Raw genomic sequence first — 16,296 nt, 5'->3', positions numbered from 1 at the left:
AGCCGCAGGGGCAGATGCAGGCGCTGGGATCCTTCCAGGCCCCCGACGTGGTGGCCCAACGCACCGGCATGTTCGGCGTTCACGACGCCGGAGACACCACCGGTTTCGGCGGGCTGCAGCAGGCCGCGACGTTCGCCGCCCCCAGCCAGCGACCGTACGGATCGTGGTATGACTCGGTCGTGGACATCCTCGAAGAACTGATTACCGAGGATGGCCTTGATGTCAACGACGTCATCGAAAAGGTCGTTGTCGAACACGATCAACTGACGATCTTCATTGCGCGCGAGCACATTCAGCGCGTGGCACGTCACCTGCGTGACGACCAGGACCTGCGCTTTGAACTGTGCATCGGCACCAACGGCGTGCACTACCCGGCCGACAGGGGCCGTGAACTCCACGCCATTTACCCGTTCATGTCGATCACCCATAACAGGATGCTGCGACTGGAAGTCACGTGCCCGGACGCAGATCCGCACATCCCCAGCATCGTCGACATCTACCCCGCGAACGACTGGCAGGAACGCGAGACGTGGGACCTGATGGGCATTATCTTTGATGGCCACCCCTCTTTGACGCGTACTGCGATGCCGGATGACTGGGTAGGACACCCGCAGCGCAAAGATTACCCACTGGGCGGCATTCCCGTGGAATACAAGGGAGCCACCGTTCCACCGGCCGACACACGGAGGTCGTACAACTGATGAACGCACAACGTGTCAATTTCCGGGCAACCCCCGGAACAGCCAACATCGATGTCGACGACATTCCCGAAGTCATGGCGCAGGGCGGTGACTGGGAAGACGTCCTCGCCGAAATCGAAAAGATCACGAACGAACGCATCGTGCTCAACATGGGTCCAGTGCACCCCTCGACGCACGGCGTGCTCCGCCTGGTCCTTGAACTGGACGGCGAACTCGTGCGCGAAACACGCGTTGACACCGGCTACCTGCACACCGGCATCGAAAAGAACATGGAATACCGCACGTGGACACAGGGCGTCACATTCTGCACCCGCATGGACTACGTCGCACCGTTCTTCCAGGAAGTCGGCTACTGCCTGGCGGTGGAAAAACTGCTGGGCATCACCGACCAGATTCCAGAGCGCGCCACGCTGATCCGCGTACTCATGATGGAGCTCAACCGTGCAGCCTCGCACATCGTGGCAATCGGAACCGGCGGCAACGAGCTGGGTGCCACCACGATGATGACCATCGGCTTCCGCGCACGTGAAGAAATCCTGCGAATTTTCGAACGCATCACCGGCCTGCGCATGAACCACGCGTACATCCGACCTGGCGGCGTCGCACAGGACCTGCCGGCAGGAACGGTGGACTTCATCCGTGAAAAGCTGCCGCGTATCCGCAGAGACGTGGGCGAACTGCAGGACCTCACCTTGCAGAACCCGATCTTCAAAAAGCGTTTCGTTGGTACCGGCTACATGCCGCTGTCAGCAGTTATGGCGCTCGGTATGACCGGACCGGGCCTGAAAGCGGCCGGCATTCCGTTTGATCTGCGAAAGATGCAACCGTACTGCGGGTACGAAGATTTCGAATTCGACGTTCCCACCTACGATTCATCCGACGCCTACAACCGCACACTCGTTCGCTTCGACGAGATCTACCAGTCACTGCGCATCGTCGTGCAGGTGCTCCGACGCCTCGAGAAGTGCGAGGGCGGTCCGACCATGGTTGCTGACCCCTCGATCGCGTGGCCGGCACGGCTGTCGGTTGCAACCGACGGACAGGGCAACTCGCTCGAACATATCCGCGAAATCATGGGCGAGTCGATGGAGTCGCTGATTCACCACTTCAAGCTGGTGACCGAGGGATTCTCTGTTCCCGCCGGTCAGGTATACCAGACCATCGAACATCCGAAGGGCCTGCTCGGGGTCCACGTAGTCTCCGGCGGTGGCACGCGCCCCTACCGCGCGCACTTCCGTGACCCTTCATTCGCCAACCTGCAGTCATTGTCCATCATGACCGAGGGGGGCCAGCTGGCTGACGTGGTTGTCTGCCTGGCAACAATTGACCCTGTTTTGGGAGGTGTTGACCGATGAGCTACGCGCCAGAAGTTGAACAGCGTCTGCGTGAAGAAGCGGCGCTGGTTGTGGACCGGTATCCCACCGGACATTCACGCTCAGCACTGATTCCGCTGCTGCACCTCGTGCAATCCGTTGACGGATACATCACTGCTGACGGCATCGCGCTGTGCGCTGACATCCTCGACCTGACACGTGCGGAAGTATCCGCTGTGGCGACGTTCTATACCCAGTACAAGCGCCATCCCACGGGAGACTACCTGGTGGGCGTGTGCACGAACGCGCTGTGCGCCGTGCTGGGCGGTGACGCAATCTGGGAGGCCGTCTCACAGCATGTGGGAGTTGGCACCGATGAGACCAGTGAATCCGGCAAGATTACGCTGGAACGCCTCGAATGCAACGCCGCGTGTGACTACGCGCCCGTCATGATGGTCAACTGGGAGTTCTTCGATAACCAGACACCGCAGTCAGCGATTCAGCTGATCGACGACATCGAGGCCGATAAGCCGATCCACCCGACGCGTGGTGCCGACACGGTCCACACGTTCAAAGAGGTCGAGCACGTACTTGCCGGTTTTCTTGATGGTCACGAGCATGAGGGCCCTTCGGCGGGCGAGAACTCACTGCTGGGCCTGCGCATCGCAGAGCAGAACAACTGGAATGCTCCGGTGCGGACCGGTTCTGAACAGGAGGAGGACAAGTGAGCTCCTTAAGCGCACCATCAACCCTCACGCCGATCCTGACGCGCGGGTGGGATGCAGAGCGGTCATGGACGCTGCAGTCTTACCTGAGCCGTGGCGGATACGAAGGATTGAAAGCCGCCCGCGCCCTTGAACCGTCTGACATCGTCGAGAAGGTCAAGGCTGCCGGTCTGCGAGGCCGAGGCGGCGCAGGCTTCCCGACCGGACTCAAGTGGTCCTTCCTGCCTCCCGATGACGGCAAGCCGCGGTACCTCGTGGTCAACGCCGACGAATCAGAACCGGGAACCTGCAAGGACATCCCGCTGATCATGGCGAACCCGCACATTCTGGTTGAAGGCATGGCGATCACATGCCGCGCCATTAACTGCCACCACGCTTTCGTCTACCTGCGTGGCGAGGTCGTCCACGTCTACCGCCGCCTCCTGAATGCGATTCGCGAAGCTGAAGAGGCTGGCCTGCTGGAAGACCTGCGCATCATTGCTCACGCAGGTGCCGGTGCCTACATCTGCGGTGAAGAAACCGCACTGCTGGACTCCCTGGAAGGTCGTCGCGGACATCCGCGCCTGAAGCCCCCGTTCCCGGCAGCTGAAGGCCTGTACGCGCGCCCGACTGTTATTAACAATGCCGAATCCATTTCGCAGGTGCCAGGGATTTTCCGCAACGGAGACGACTGGTACGCCTCGATGGGCACGGAAAAATCCAAGGGCCACGGTATTTTCTCCGTCTCAGGCCACGTCAAGAACCCAGGCCAGTTTGAAGCACCATTCGGCATCACGATGCGCGAACTGATCGACATGGCCGGAGGCATCCGCGAAGGCCACACCCTCAAGTTCTGGACACCAGGCGGATCATCCACCCCGCTGTTTACCGAAGCTGAACTTGATGTGTCCCTCGATTACGAATCCGTGGGACAGGCCGGATCGATGCTGGCAACGCGTGCACTGCAGGTGTTCGACGAGACCACATCGGTCGTGCGCGTCATTACCCGCTGGACCGAGTTCTACCAGCACGAATCGTGCGGCAAATGCACGCCGTGCCGTGAAGGAACGTACTGGCTCAAGCAGATCATGCTGCGCCTGGAACAGGGCAAAGGACTTCCCGGAGACGTCGATCTGCTCGAAGAGATCGCCGGGAACATCGCCGGTCGCAGCTTCTGCGCACTCGGTGACGCTGCAGCCACACCAATCAGGTCCGGCATCAGCAAGTTCCGAGAAGAATTCGAAGCCGGTTTGACGACGCCCGCACAGGAGCTGTTCCCGTACGAAGCGTCAGCTAACTTCACTAGAGGAGGTGCCCGATGAGCGACGCGCCAGAAATGGTCGATATTACGATCGATGACATCCAGATGTCCGTTCCCAAGGGAACGCTGGTCATTCGCGCTGCGGAACAGGCTGGAATTCGTATTCCACGATTCTGCGATCACCCACTGCTCGCACCTGCAGCTGCATGCCGCCAGTGCCTTGTCGAAGTCGGAATGCCTGACCGCAAGACCGGCGAGCTGCGCTTCATGCCCAAGCCGCAGCCCTCATGCGCACAGACAGTCAGCCCGGGAATGGTCGTCAAGACCCAGTTCACCTCCGAGATTGCCGACAAAGCACAGCGCGGCGTTATGGAGTTCCTGCTGATCAACCACCCGCTGGACTGCCCTATCTGCGACAAGGGCGGCGAATGTCCCCTGCAGAACCAGGCCATGACAGAAGGACGCGCAAAGTCACGATTCGCTGACGCCAAGCGCACTTTCCCCAAGCCTCTGAAGCTGACCAGCCACATCATGCTGGACCGTGACCGCTGCATCCTGTGCCAGCGCTGCGTGCGTTTCGGTAAGGAGATTGCAGGCGACGCGTTCATCGACCTGCAAGGTCGCGGCGGCGGTACCTCACCGACAGACGACCATTACTTCATGGGCGAACAGATCGGCTCCTTCGACACCCAGGTCATCGGGTTCCACGACGAAGGTGCCCACGACGCGAGAACTGTGCCGCTGTCTGGTCCATACGGCGAGGCTGGCGTCATTGGATCCATCAACGGGGGAGAGCTTCCACCATCAGGATACGACCAGTCGGGACGCGCATTCGCCTCGTACTTCTCCGGCAACGTTATTCAGATCTGCCCGGTCGGCGCGCTCACCGCGTCGTCCTACCGCTTCCGTGCACGCCCCTTCGACCTGGTTTCCACACCGTCGGTGTCAGAACACGACGCATCCGGATCAGCGATCCGTATCGACGTGCGTCGCGGCCAGGTCGTGCGCCGCATGGCCGGCAACGATCCGGACGTGAACGAAGAGTGGATCACCGACAAGGATCGCTTCGCCTTTGAATGGGATCGTGAATCCCGCCTGACCACACCGCTGGTTCGCGAAAACGGTCAGATGGTGCCGACCTCCTGGGCCGACGCGCTGCACCGCGTGGCTGAAGGACTGAAGGTGGCGCGTGACAAGGGAACAGTTGGCATGCTTCCTGGCGGCCGTCTGACCTTCGAGGATGCCTGGGCATGGTCCAAGTTTGCTCGCACTGTTGTGGGGACCGATTCCATCGATGCACGCGTTCGCGAAACCAGCGAGGAAGAACGCCAATTCCTCGCAGCACACGTAGCAGGAACAGGCCTGGGTGTGACGTATGCGGATCTGGAAAAGGCCGGGAGCGTCCTGCTGGTCGCACTCGAGCCCGAAGACGAATGCGGATCCATTTTCCTGCGCTTGCGTAAAGGCGTCCTGAAGGGAACCACTCACGTCACGACCATTGCGCCGATGACGACAAGTGGATCACTCAAGCTCAACGCACAGGTGGTGCACGCCGCACCCGGAACTGAAACCGAAGTTCTCGCGTCGCTCACCAGCGGAGCAGCGGCCGAAGGCACCGCCCTCGTCGAGTCTCTGTCCGACGGCGGGATCATCCTGGTCGGAGAACGCGCAGCGCGCACCCCCGGGCTGCTGACTGCAACCGCCAAGCTCGCTCAGGCAACTGGAGCCCGACTCCAGTGGGTTCCACGCCGAAGCGGTGACCGCGCAGCGGTTGAAGCCGGACTTCTTCCCGGCCTGCTGCCATTTGGTCGCTCACTTGCCGATGCCGGTGCCCGCGAAAGCATGGGCTGGGATACGGCAGGCATGCCGACCACAACCGGCATGGACATTCAGGACATTCTGGACGGTGTGCGCACCGGCTCTGTCAGCGCCCTGATCGTGGGAGGTGTTGACCTGCGTGACCTGCCCGATCCGAAAGCGGCACGCAATGCGCTCGACGCAGTGGACTTCCTCGTGTCGATGGAAGTGCGCGCGTCCGATGTCACTGAGCTTGCTGACGTGGTGCTGCCCGTTGCCCCGCCACTGGAAAAGAACGGTACCTTCATCAACTGGGAAGGCCGACTGCGCCCCTTCGGCCAGGCGATCTCGTCACGCTCGCTGACTGATCGCGATGTGCTCGTGCGACTGGCGCGCGAATTTGATGTCGATCTGGGTGGAGCCACGCTGAAGGATCTGTATGACGAGGTCAACCCCGTGATGGACTGGTCCGGTGAACGCTGCGTCATGGATGTGGCTACCACAACCGCCCCGCCCGTCGAATCGGTGAGCGAGGGACAGGCTGTTCTGGCCACTCACAAACCGATGCTCGACGCCGGACGCCTTCAGGACGGCGCACCGCAGCTGGCTGGAACAGCGCGCCGCCCCGTTGCCTTCATCTCGCAGGCAACGCTGTCGGCTTTGGGAATGTCGCAAGGCGACACCCTGACTGTTAGCTCCGAACGCGGATCGCTCACGCTGCCGGTGGAGGTCACCGATCTGCCCGATCGTGTGGTCTGGCTGCCTGAGTGCTCCCAAGGATCACTTGTACATGAGTCACTGGGAACAGCCGGTTCCGTTGTGACGCTCTCACACGCAGTGGAGGTGACCCGATGATGACAACGCTTCCGCTGGCGATTCCCGACTACACAGTGGCGGACTTCTCCCAGGAAACGTGGTGGCTGACCCTCATCAAAGCGGTCTTCATCATCTTGTTCCTGATTTTCAACGTGTTGCTCGCCCTGTGGGTGGAACGACGCGGACTGGGACGCATGCAGACCAGGCCCGGCCCGAACGTTGCCGGCCCGTTCGGCCTGTTCCAGGCTTTCGCTGACGCGTTGAAACTGCTGTTCAAAGAGGACATGTGGACCAGGCGCTCCGATAAGTTCCTCTACTTCATGGCCCCGGCCATCGCAGCGTTCTGCGCATTCAGCGTGTTCGCAGTGATCCCGCTTGGCCCGAACGTCAACATGTTCGGCCACTCAACGCCACTGCAGCTGGCCGACATGCCGGTTGCTGCGCTGTATATCCTGGCGATCACCTCGCTGGGCCTGTACGGCATCGTCCTCGGTGGCTGGTCGACGCGTTCGACGCTGCCGCTGTACGGCGCCGTGCGTTCATCCGCGCAGGTGATCTCCTATGAACTGTCGATGGGCCTGGCCTTGGTCTCCGTGTTCATTATGTCGGGATCAATGTCCACCTCCCAGATCGTTGCCGCACAGACTCCGTTCTGGTGGGCAGTGACGCTGGCACCCGCCTTCGTTATCTACTGCATCTCGGCAGTCGGCGAGGTCAACCGTCTGCCTTTTGACCTGCCCGAAGCTGAAGGCGAACTTGTCGCCGGACACATGACGGAGTACTCCTCCATGAAATTCGGCTGGTACTACCTGTCCGAATACGTCAACATGCTGAACGTGTCAGCCGTGGCAACCACCATGTTCTTTGGCGGATGGCACGCACCGTGGCCGTTGTCGCACGTGCCCGTCATCAACGACGGATGGTTCGGAATCGTGTGGTTCTTCCTGAAGATGTGGTTCTTCATGTTCCTGATGATCTGGACGCGAGGCACGCTGCTGCGTATCCGATACGACCAGTTCATGCAGTTTGGCTGGAAGCGTCTCATCCCGGTTGCCCTGGCATGGGTCGTTGCCGTAGCAGTGCTGCGTGGAGTGACCGCCTGGGTTGACACCTCAATGCCGGTGATCCTTGGCGTGATCCTCGCGATCTTCGTCATCGCCCTTGCAGTCATGTGGTTCCTGGATTCCGGTGAGGGCGAAACCACCGGCGAGGGAGACGACGTGACCGAAACGTTCGATCCGTTAGCCGACGGATTCCCTGTCCCGCCCAAGCCCGGCCAGCAGCTGCCGCCGTCACCGCGAGCCGGCAGAGCCCAGCCAGTTGGGGTTGCAGCCAACACGACTGTCGCGACTGATGCTCAGGAGGAAACCGATGAGTAAGTCAGACAAGCATCTTCCGCCATTGGGACCCGATGAGGAGCTGCTCTACGAGCACGATCATCGCGGCCCGGTCAGTGAGTTCTTTGCCCCCGTGGCAGGGTATGGCGTGACGATCACGTCATTCTTCCGCCCCACTGTCACCGAACAGTACCCCTTCGAGGGGCCGTTCGTGCAGCCGCGTTTCCACGGGCGCCACCAGCTCAACCGTTACGCCGACGGCCTGGAAAAGTGCATCGGCTGCGAGCTGTGCGCGTGGGCCTGCCCGGCCGACGCCATCCTCGTCGAAGCCCACTCAAACACGCCTGACGCACAGTACTCGCCAGGGGAACGTTACGGCGCGGTCTACCAGATCAACTACCTGCGTTGCATCTTCTGCGGATTCTGCATCGAAGCTTGCCCCACGCGTGCGCTCACCATGGGACACAACTTCGAACTGTCGGAGTACCGCCGCGAAGCGGAAATCTACGAAAAGCACCAGCTCCTTGTTCCCCTTGCCGACGGCATGCTGGCACCACCGCACCCGATGGTCGAAGGCATGTCCGACGACGACTACTACAAGGGTGAGGTGACTGGACCGACGCAACGCCAGATCGACTGGGTACGCGAGCGTCGACCCGAAGATTCTTCACTGCAGTCCGCTCAGCAGGCGGTTGCACAACCAGTTGAACAGGAGGCTGCGCGGTGACAGAAACAGCATGGCCACTGATGGGCAGCACAGGCGAGGCGATCCTTTTCAGTTGCGTCGCCGTCGTCATGGTGCTGGGCGCCCTCGGTGTGCTCTTCTTCAAGAAAGCTGCGTACTCCGCGATCTGTATGGTCGCGGTGATGATCGGACTGGCAGTATTGTTCATCGCTCTGGGAGCACCGTTCTTGGGTGCTGTCCAAGTCGTCGTCTACACCGGCGCCATCATGATGCTGTTCTTGTTCGTCATCATGATGATCGGCCTGGGAGCCACCGACGGATACCAATTCCAGTCACGCGGTGCAATCACTGCCGCATGCATCGGCGGGCTCGGCATGATCGCCATTTTTGCCGGTATCGGCGCGAAAACAGTGTTGTCCGCGAGCAAAGCCTCGAGCGTTGACCCGTACTCCAATGAGCCGGTCACCTCGCTGGCATCCTCACTGTTCGCAGACCACTGGATGTCAATGGAACTAGCGGGCACTCTGCTCATCACTGCCGCGATCGGCGCGATGCTGCTGACTCACACGGACCGCCTGGGACCCTCGTTCAACCAGCGCACTACGGCTGAAGCCAAGATGAAGGCCTTCAAGGAAAGCGGCCGTCACATTGGACAGCTTCCGGCGCCTGGCGTGTTCGCTCATTCGAACGCAACGGACGTTCCGGCAATCGGCGGCGACACACTCGCCCCGGTGGAAGATTCCGTGCCGCGTGTCTTCCGCGTGCGAGGATTGGGTCGTTCACTGAACCAGGTTGCCCCTGACATTGCAGAGTCTTTGCAGCTGACGCGCGCCGGGCTGCTGGACGATTCACCATTCAAGGCAGGAAAAAACGTGTCGGTTCCTCGATCCGGAGCCTGGGGCATGCCGGGGCCTTCCGCGCCCACCGGCCTCAACCAGCCTGAAGCGTCCGCGGCTGACCGCAACGCGCAGGCCGAGACCTCGGCCAACGAAGCTGATCCGAAGGGCATGGGCGAGGTGCAGACCGCACCGGATGCCGGACAAGCCAATACTGATCATGTACAGGGACCGGGCGCGAACGCCGGCCCTACGCAGGGCGGAAGCAATAACAATGCTCAGCCGCACACACCTGGTGAAGGAGCTGCCAAATGAGTATGGCATGGTACCTGATCCTCGCGGGCGTGATCTTCTCCATCGGAGCGGTCGTAGTCCTCGTGAGGCGTTCCGCTGTGATCTCACTGATGGGTGTGGAGCTCATGCTGAACTCCGCGAACCTCGCCCTCGTGACCTTCGCACGTATCCACGCAGATGTTGCCGGACAGATCATGGCGTTCTTTGTCATGGTTGTCGCCGCAGCTGAAGTGGTCGTCGGACTGGCCATCATCGTATCCATCTTCCGTGCACGCGCGACAACCGGCGTGGACGACAACAACCTGCTAAAGAACTAAGGGAGGACCATTTCAATGACCACTACCCTCCCCGCTTTGACGGCCGCAACAGGGCCGGCAGCACTTGCGTGGCTTATGGTCGCGATCCCACTGGCGTCCGCAATCCTGTTGCTCGTCCTTGGGCGGCGCGCAGACAAATGGGGCCACATCCTCGGTGTGATCGCCTCGTGGGCGTCATTCGTTGTCGGCGTCGTTATCCTGGTGCAGATGCTTGGACTTCCAGCAGGTGAGCGACGACTGTCCATCGATCTGTTCTCGTGGATTCCGGCCGGCGACCTGTCCATCAACTTCGGAACCCTGATCGACCCGCTGTCGATGACCTTCGTGATGCTCGTGACCTTCGTGGGCTCGCTCATCCACGTATACGCCATCGCCTACATGGAACACGACCGGGATCGCCGCCGCTTCTTTGCCTACTTGAACTTCTTCATCGCCTCCATGCTGACACTGGTCATCGCGAATTCTTACGCAGTGCTCTTCATGGGATGGGAAGGCGTAGGCCTTGCCTCATACCTGCTGATCGGCTTCTGGAACCAGGTGCCCGACAATGCGACCGCCGCGAAGAAGGCGTTTGTCATGAACCGTGTCGGTGACATGGGCATGCTGATCGCCATGATGGGGATGGTTGCCTATGTCGGCTCCGTCTCCATGAATGACGTCAGCACTGCAGCTGCGGGACTGTCCACTGCACAGGCGACACTCATCGGTATCTTCCTGCTGGTCGCTGCCTGCGGTAAGTCCGCGCAGTTCCCACTGCAGGCATGGCTCGGTGACGCAATGGCCGGCCCGACGCCGGTGTCCGCGCTGATCCACGCGGCCACGATGGTGACCGCAGGTGTGTACCTGATTGTCCGCTCCGGCGCGATCTTCCTGGCAGCCCCTGCCGCATCACTGACAGTGGCGATCATCGGTGCGATCACGTTGCTGTTCGGCGCGATCGTCGGTTCGGCCAAGGACGACATGAAGAAGGTGCTGGCAGCATCAACGATGTCGCAGATCGGCTACATGCTTCTGGGTGCGGGCCTTGGCCCCATCGGCTGGGCGTTCGCCATCTTCCACCTGTTCACGCACGGTTTCTTCAAGGCATTGATGTTCTTGGGAGCAGGCTCCGTCATGCACGGCATGAACGATCAGGTCAACATGCGTCGCTTCGGTGCCCTGCGCACCGCGATGAAAGTCACCTGGATTACGTTCGCATGCGGCTGGCTCGCCATCCTCGGCGTGCCGCCATTCTCCGGATTCTTCTCAAAGGACAAGCTCATCGAGGCGGCATTTGCAGCGTCCTCGTTCTCCGGAATGTCAACACCCTGGGCTCCGTGGGTATTCGGCCTGGTCACAATGTTCGGTGCCGGAATCACCGCGTTCTACATGTCGCGCCTGTTCTTCATGATCTTCCACGGAGAAGCACGCTGGACAGATTCAACACCCGAGCAGGAAGTCCACCCGCACGAGTCGTCCCCTCTGATGACCATCCCGATGATCATTCTGGCGGTTTGCTCGGTACTCATCGGTGGACTGCTCAGCATCGGCGGAGCATTCACCTCATGGCTGGTTCCCGCAGTGGGGGAGACCCCTCACGTTGAGCCGGTCCTGCCGGTGTGGCTGATCCAGGTCGCCACCCTGCTGCTTGTCGTGATCGGCGTCGCCGTTGCGTGGTTCATGTACGTGAAGAAGCCGGTCCCGATTGGCGTCCCGGCAGGCAACGCGCTCACGCAGGCTGCACGCCAGGATCTGTACCAGGACCACCTCAACGAGAAACTCTTCATGATGCCCGGACAGGCGTTGGTCACCGTGGCAACAGAGGGCGATCGAAAGGTGGTCGACGGTGCAGTGGGCGGCTTGAGCTGGCTCACCGTTGGTGCGGGTCGCCTCGTCGCCATCACACAGAACGGTTTGGTGCGAACCTATGCGTCTTACATCCTTGGCGGCGTTCTTGTCGTCTTGGCAATCGTCCTCGGCTTCAGGCTGTGAGGGTGAGGAGGAGAATCAATGACTACTACTGATCTCATCCAGTCCAGTTCAATCCCGTGGCTGACGATCATGGTTGCCTGGCCGCTCGTGGCCGGCGCACTGGTCGGCCTCATCCCGGGGTTGCGTGCGCGCGGACGCCTTGTGGCGTTGGGCGCCTCGCTCATCGAATTGGTGCTCGGTATCATCGTTGCCACGCAATTCGACTGGACCACACCTGCCACACACCAGCTCGGTGAATCATATTCGTGGATCCCGCAGATGGGCGTGTCATGGGCGCTCGGCGTAAATGCCCTCGGCCTTGTGATGATCTTGCTGGCCGTCGCACTGGTGCCGCTCGTTCTGCTTGCTGCGCCTGCTCGCCTCGCCGGTTCCACGCACGAGGGCGACGCGCGCGACGCTGACGCTGACGAACGTGAGTCGCGTGAGGGCGCCTATAGCGCGCTGATCCTCGTCCTTGAAATGTTCATGGTCGTGATCTTCGCAGCCTTCGACGTGATCGTCTTCTACATCGCATTTGAAGCGATGCTGGTGCCGCTGTTCTTTATGATCGGCACCTACGGAGTGGGCGAGGCCGTGGCACGCCGCAAGGCTGCCATCAAGTTCCTGCTGTACTCGCTTGCCGGTGGCCTGGCCATGTTGGGCGGTCTGGTGGCACTGTGGGCAGTTGTCCCGCAAAAGTCCGAGACGTTCTTCCGCCTGGACACTCTCTCTCAATTCACCCCGATGCTGCCGTCCTCGTGGGCAATGGGGATCTTCTGGGCCTTCATGGTCGCCTTCATCATCAAGGCGCCGATGGTTCCGGTCCACACATGGCTGCCTGACACGGCGGCAGTTGCCCGCCCAGGTACATCCGTCCTGCTGGTCGGCGTGCTCGACAAGATCGGCACATTCGGAATGATCACGCTGTGCGTGAGCCTTTTCCCGCAGGTAGCGGCCAAGTGCGCCGTCGCCATGTGCGTTGCCGCCATCGTCTCAATCCTGTGGGGCGGTCTGGCCGCCATCGGACAAAACGACATTATGCGACTGGTGTCCTACACCTCGGTGTCACACTTCGGCTTCATGGTGCTGGGCATCTTCATCGGCTCGCAGCTGGCGTTGACCGGCGCGATGATCTACATGGTCGCTCACGGTGTCTCGATCGCCGCCATGTTCCTGATCTCCGGCTTCCTGACCCGCCGAGGCGGGACACGCGAGATTCCTGCATACCGCGGAATGCAGCGTGTGACTCCGGTGATCGCCGGCACGTGGTTGGTGTCCGGTTTGGCTTCAATCGCCCTGCCTGGCTTGTCAGGGTTCGTCCCTGAATACATGGTGCTGATGGGGTCCTTCTCCGTGTCAGTTCCGATCGCGCTGTTCGCTGTGCTGGGTGTCATCATCGCCGCCCTGTACGTGCTGCTGCCGTATCAGAAGGTCTTCACCGGCCCGCCAAACGAACCAATGCGCCACCTCACTGACATGAACGGTCGCGAAAAGGCCGTCGTGACGCCGCTGATCATCGCGATGGCTGTCATCGGCTTGTGGTCTGCTCCGATTGTCGGAGCACTGACCCCGGTATCAGACCAGGTCTTGAACGCAGGAAGCGCGGCGAGTGCGCCAGCGCAGACAGATGGGCAAACCTCTGACGCACCTGCCGATACGTCAACTGAAGGGAGCTCCAAGTGATTCCCATGAACGTCGCTACAACTACGGCCAGTGTTCCGTGGGCGAGCCTGACACCAGTGCTGATTGTGCTCGGTGGAGCAGTACTGGCAGTCCTGGTTGAATCATTTGCCCCCGCACGCCTTCGTCGCCCGCTGGGAATTGGGGTCTCCCTCGTCGTGACCGCTGCAGCTATCGTCGTGCTCTCATGGCGCTGGGTTGTCGTAGCTGACACGCCGCAGGGTTTCGATGAATACATTGAGGACCCGCTGACAGTGGGTGCGCAACTGATTCTTGCCGTCATCACCTTCCTGGCGTTGCTCGTCATCGCGGATCGTACGCAGATTCGTGATGGAGCCTTCGCTGGACAGCCCTCGGACCGTCCCGGTTCCGTCGATGAGGAGCTGACAGAAAAGAAGCGCTACCAACGTTCGGAAATGTTTGCCCTCGTCCTGTTCTCGCTGGGTGGCATGATGGTGTTCCCTGCAGCGGACTCAATGATCATGCTGTTCGTGGCACTCGAGGTGATGTCGCTACCGCTGTACATCCTGTGTGCGACAGCGCGCCGTCGCCGCCAACTGTCACAGGAAGCTGCGCTGAAGTACTTCATCCTCGGCGCATTCGCCTCGGCCTTCTTCCTGATGGGCATGGCACTGCTGTACGGGTACTCAGGTGGACTGAAGTTCTCCGGAGTGTACAAGGTCATGACCCAGAGCACGGGCGAGATGGACTGGCTGTTGCTGGCCGGCATCGTCATGGTGCTGGTGGGCCTGCTCTTCAAGGTTGGTGCTGCCCCGTTCCACGCATGGACGCCTGACGTTTACACCGGCGCACCCAGCCCGATCACCGGTTTCATGGCAGCTGCAGTGAAAATGGCTGCCTTTGCCGCGATCCTGCGTTTCTACCAGGTCCTCGCCGGACACTTCACATGGGATCTGCTGATCCCGATGAGTATTATCGCTGTCCTGACGATGGTGGTTGGCACCGTCGCAGGTCTGGTCCAAACAGACATCAAACGCATGCTGGCGTACTCGTCAATCGCGCATGCGGGCTTCATCCTGCTGGCGGTCTTGTCCCTGGTCAAGGGATCGGCAGGCCACGTCCTGTTCTACGTCCTGGCATACGCGCTGGCCACCATCGGCTCCTTCGCTGCGGTTACGCTGGTTCGCTCCGGCACCCGCTCTGGTGATTCGCTGGAGGTAGGCGGAGAGGCAACGGCTTTGGATCGCTGGGCCGGACTGGGCAAACGCAGCCCGCTGCTGGCAGGCAGCGTCCTGGTGTTCCTGATGTCATTCGCCGGCATTCCATTGACCAGCGGCTTCATTGGAAAGTTCGTTGTATTTTCAGATGCCTTCGCTGGCCAACTCGGATGGTTGGTTGCGATCGGCCTGCTGTGCTCCGTGGCAACAGCGTTCTACTACTTCCGTGTTGTTCGCCTGATGTTCTTCACTGAACCAAGTGAGAACACCGTGGTCATTAAGAGCGAAGGCCTCACTGCGATCGCTATTGCTGTGTGTGCGCTTGGGACGATCCTGCTGGGCATCGTTCCTGGGCCCGTCTTGTCAATGCTCTCAAATGTCGCTATCTTCTTGCCGTGACAGCTGTGAATTCTTATTCCGTACTTGACCTTGACGTTCCTGCTCTCGAAGCGCGTATCACTCCTGCGCTGGAAAGCGTGGAGGAGCTGCTGAACGACGCAGTTCGAGGCGGGCGTGACCTGGTCGAAGAACTCACACGCCATCTGAGCGTGGCGGGAGGCAAACGGATCCGCCCGGCTTTGACACTTGTGTGTGCGCAGCTCGGTGACCCCGAACGTGCAACGAGCGAGCGTGTCATCAGTGCAGCGACCGCAATGGAGTTGACGCACCTGGCATCGCTCTATCACGACGATGTCATGGACAGTGCACCCACTCGGCGCGGGGTTACCTCCGCACAGCACATGTGGGGTAACAACCGCGCCATCCTCGCTGGCGATGTGCTCTTTGCCAGGGCATCACGCCTGATAGCTTCCCTGGGACCTGAATCGGTGGCGCATCACTCAGACACCTTTGAGCGTCTGTGCATGGGGCAGCTCAACGAAACCTTCGGACCACCCGAAGACGCCGACCCGGTCGAGTTCTATCTGCAGGTTTTGGCAGATAAGACAGGATCGCTCCTTTCAGCATCAGCTTTCTTTGGAGCCTTCCACGGCGGAGCCGGCAGAGAGGTCGCTGACCTTGTTGCCACCTACGGTGAGAAGGTCGGCGTCGCTTTCCAGATCGCTGATGATGTTCTGGATCTTGCCTCCACAGGTGAGACCTCAGGGAAGACCCCGGGAACTGACCTGCGTGAAGGCGTGGATACACTGCCCGTCTTGCTGTTGCGCCGCCACGTGGCACACAACGGTGACGATGCGGCAGGCCAGGAAATCCTGGACGCAATCGACGGGGATCTGAGTTCCGATGGCGTCCTGGCTGACGTTGTTGACATGCTGCGCCATCACCAAGTGCTGCAGGAGACTCGCGACCTAGCTGAAAAGTGGTGCGACGATGCAGTGGCAGTGCTGGACGCCCTCGACGATTCTGAACCCAAACAGGCGCTGACTGCTTTCGCTCATCTTATGGTCAACCGCTTGTCCTGATCGTGC

Annotated in this window: 12 protein-coding genes and 1 pseudogene; all 13 read left to right on the top strand. The window is 60.7% G+C overall.

Annotated features, from left to right (window positions below; genetic code table 11):
• Positions 1-14: 14 nt before the first annotated feature.
• The 13 genes and pseudogenes from BN3002_RS06605 (at position 15) to BN3002_RS06545 (ending at position 16,290) form a co-directional block, all read left to right on the top strand.
• Positions 15-701 (top strand): NADH-quinone oxidoreductase subunit C, encoded by a 687-nt coding sequence (locus BN3002_RS06605; RefSeq protein WP_058237869.1) that lies wholly within the window; start codon positions 15-17, stop codon positions 699-701.
• Positions 701-2,056: an NADH-quinone oxidoreductase subunit D gene (locus BN3002_RS06600; RefSeq protein WP_058237195.1), complete on the top strand. Its 1,356-nt coding sequence runs from the start codon at positions 701-703 to the stop codon at positions 2,054-2,056. The genes BN3002_RS06605 and BN3002_RS06600 overlap by 1 nt, the downstream gene beginning before the upstream one ends.
• Positions 2,053-2,742, top strand: coding sequence for an NADH-quinone oxidoreductase subunit NuoE (nuoE, locus tag BN3002_RS06595; RefSeq protein WP_058237194.1), 690 nt, complete (start codon positions 2,053-2,055; stop codon positions 2,740-2,742). Before BN3002_RS06600 ends, nuoE begins: the two co-directional genes overlap by 4 nt.
• A complete protein-coding gene (nuoF, locus tag BN3002_RS06590) occupies positions 2,739-4,040 on the top strand; it encodes an NADH-quinone oxidoreductase subunit NuoF (protein ID WP_058237193.1) in 1,302 nt (433 codons plus the stop codon). Before nuoE ends, nuoF begins: the two co-directional genes overlap by 4 nt.
• Positions 4,037-6,631 carry an NADH-quinone oxidoreductase subunit G gene (locus BN3002_RS06585; protein WP_058237192.1) on the top strand — a complete coding sequence of 865 codons (2,595 nt, stop codon included), beginning with the start codon at positions 4,037-4,039 and terminating at the stop codon, positions 6,629-6,631. The genes nuoF and BN3002_RS06585 overlap by 4 nt, the downstream gene beginning before the upstream one ends.
• Entirely contained in the window at positions 6,631-7,971 is a 1,341-nt protein-coding gene (nuoH, locus tag BN3002_RS06580; RefSeq protein ID WP_058237868.1) for an NADH-quinone oxidoreductase subunit NuoH, read from the top strand. The genes BN3002_RS06585 and nuoH overlap by 1 nt, the downstream gene beginning before the upstream one ends.
• Complete coding sequence (nuoI, locus tag BN3002_RS06575; protein WP_058237191.1) at positions 7,964-8,656, top strand: NADH-quinone oxidoreductase subunit NuoI; 693 nt, start codon at positions 7,964-7,966, stop codon at positions 8,654-8,656. Before nuoH ends, nuoI begins: the two co-directional genes overlap by 8 nt.
• 20 nt (positions 8,657-8,676) lie before the next feature.
• Positions 8,677-9,570: pseudogene (locus BN3002_RS06570) on the top strand (NADH-quinone oxidoreductase subunit J); the annotation flags it as partial.
• Between the two features lie 191 nt (positions 9,571-9,761).
• Positions 9,762-10,061, top strand: coding sequence for an NADH-quinone oxidoreductase subunit NuoK (gene nuoK / locus BN3002_RS06565; RefSeq protein WP_058237190.1), 300 nt, complete (start codon positions 9,762-9,764; stop codon positions 10,059-10,061).
• A gap of 15 nt (positions 10,062-10,076) precedes the next feature.
• On the top strand, positions 10,077-12,032 hold the full coding sequence (nuoL, locus tag BN3002_RS06560; RefSeq protein WP_058237189.1) for an NADH-quinone oxidoreductase subunit L: 1,956 nt from the start codon (positions 10,077-10,079) through the stop codon (positions 12,030-12,032).
• Between the two features lie 18 nt (positions 12,033-12,050).
• Complete coding sequence (locus tag BN3002_RS06555; protein ID WP_074026202.1) at positions 12,051-13,694, top strand: complex I subunit 4 family protein; 1,644 nt, start codon at positions 12,051-12,053, stop codon at positions 13,692-13,694.
• Between the two features lie 5 nt (positions 13,695-13,699).
• Positions 13,700-15,268, top strand: a complete 1,569-nt coding sequence (gene nuoN / locus BN3002_RS06550; protein WP_058237866.1) for an NADH-quinone oxidoreductase subunit NuoN — start codon at positions 13,700-13,702, stop codon at positions 15,266-15,268.
• Positions 15,265-16,290, top strand: coding sequence for a polyprenyl synthetase family protein (locus BN3002_RS06545; RefSeq protein ID WP_257525540.1), 1,026 nt, complete (start codon positions 15,265-15,267; stop codon positions 16,288-16,290). Before nuoN ends, BN3002_RS06545 begins: the two co-directional genes overlap by 4 nt.
• Positions 16,291-16,296 lie beyond the last annotated feature (6 nt).

This window comes from Actinomyces ihuae (assembly GCF_001457875.1).
GTDB classification, from domain to species: Bacteria; Actinomycetota; Actinomycetes; order Actinomycetales; family Actinomycetaceae; genus Pauljensenia; species Pauljensenia radingae_A.
This window is presented reverse-complemented; position numbering and strand designations above follow the sequence as displayed.